Source organism: Nitriliruptor sp., assembly GCF_040882075.1.
In the GTDB taxonomy this organism is placed as follows: Bacteria; Actinomycetota; Nitriliruptoria; order Nitriliruptorales; family Nitriliruptoraceae; genus Nitriliruptor.
The window spans coordinates 1-1,200 of sequence record NZ_JBBEBZ010000038.1 but is presented as its reverse complement, the minus strand read 5'-3'; the positions used below and the strand labels follow the sequence as shown (position 1 = coordinate 1,200).

Below are 1,200 nucleotides of genomic sequence, written 5' to 3'. Positions count from 1 at the left end.
GGCCGACCTTGTGTCCCGACACCGTCAGGCCACGCGCGCTGAGCGCCGCCATCAACCCGGTGGCCACGGTGGTCTTGCCGACTCCTGACCGGGTCCCGGCGACGACGATGCGGGGAAAGGAGCTCATGCGGCGTCCTCCCACGCGGGGGTGAGCGCCAGAACGAGCTGCGCCGCGTCGGCGGCGGGAAGCTGCGCGGTCGCGGCCTCCGTAAGCCGTCGACCGCGACCTGGCGCACCGGGCCAGGTCGCCGGCACCGGGTCGGCGGTGTGCGCGCCCGTGGTCGGGTCGCAGCCATGGTCGGGTGCGACCAGCACGGCCGCGCCGGCGTGCGCGGCGGCGGCCAGCACAGGTCCGGCGACAGCGGTATCGAACCGTTCGATCGCGTCGATCTTGGCGCGGCGCTCACGCGCGTGGGCCGCCTCGTCGGGTCCGGCGTCGTGGACCAGCACGGTCGGGTACCTCCCGCTGGCGATCGCCTCCATCGCCGCGTCGAAACTGTCGAGGATCGCCGCGCCGATCAGGCGTGCGATCCCGCGTACGGCGCTCGACCCGGGCAGGACGGCCAGGTCCGGGCGAGCCGGCAGCGTGGGCCGCGCGGCCAGGCCCCAGACATGCAGGGACACTTCCAGGGCCCGCGCGACCGGCGTGATCCGCTCCCACCATGAGTCGGGCAGCACACGGTCGTGTCCGGTGGCCGCATCGCCCCAGGCCGCAGGACCCACCAACAGGTGGCGATGACCGGGAAGGTCGTACACCTGCACGCCGTCGGCCTGCTCGCGAAGGACGGTGGCGTGCGTGCGCAGCGCGGCTGTCAGCCGGGCCGGGGAGACGTGGCCGGCGGTGAGGTCCAGCCGCCAGGCCGCGCAGTCCGGGGCCACCTCGACGTCGAGGGCGGCGGCCTCCAGCCACCCTCGTCCGGGGGGCTCAGCGGTGGCGACGCCGACGAGCCGTGCCACCCCGACCTCGGTTCCGGGATGCCAGCCGTCCGGAATCGTGGCGAGTCGCCCGACGCCCTGCTCGGCGCACAGGCCGTCGAGGTGAGGGGTGCGGGCCCGTTGCAGGCTGGTGGCCACGCCTTGTTCGGCGGCGCCGTCGGGGATCAGCACCACCAGCGGGCGGGGGGCCGGGCTCAGGGTGGGGTCGCTCACCACTCGATGCCTTTCTGTCCGCGCCAGCCGGCGTCGAAGGGGTGCTTGACC

The 1,200-nt window shown here is 74.9% G+C and carries 2 protein-coding genes; both read right to left on the bottom strand.

All coding sequences use genetic code 11. The features are described 5' to 3' along the window. A partial coding sequence (locus WEB03_RS02065; RefSeq protein ID WP_368069313.1) for a hypothetical protein occupies nucleotides 1–127 on the bottom strand: 127 nt, incomplete at its 3' end. After that, nucleotides 124–1,149, bottom strand: coding sequence for a hypothetical protein (locus tag WEB03_RS02060; protein WP_368069312.1), 1,026 nt, complete (start codon nucleotides 1,147–1,149; stop codon nucleotides 124–126). The genes WEB03_RS02065 and WEB03_RS02060, both read right to left, overlap by 4 nt. Nucleotides 1,150–1,200 lie beyond the last annotated feature (51 nt).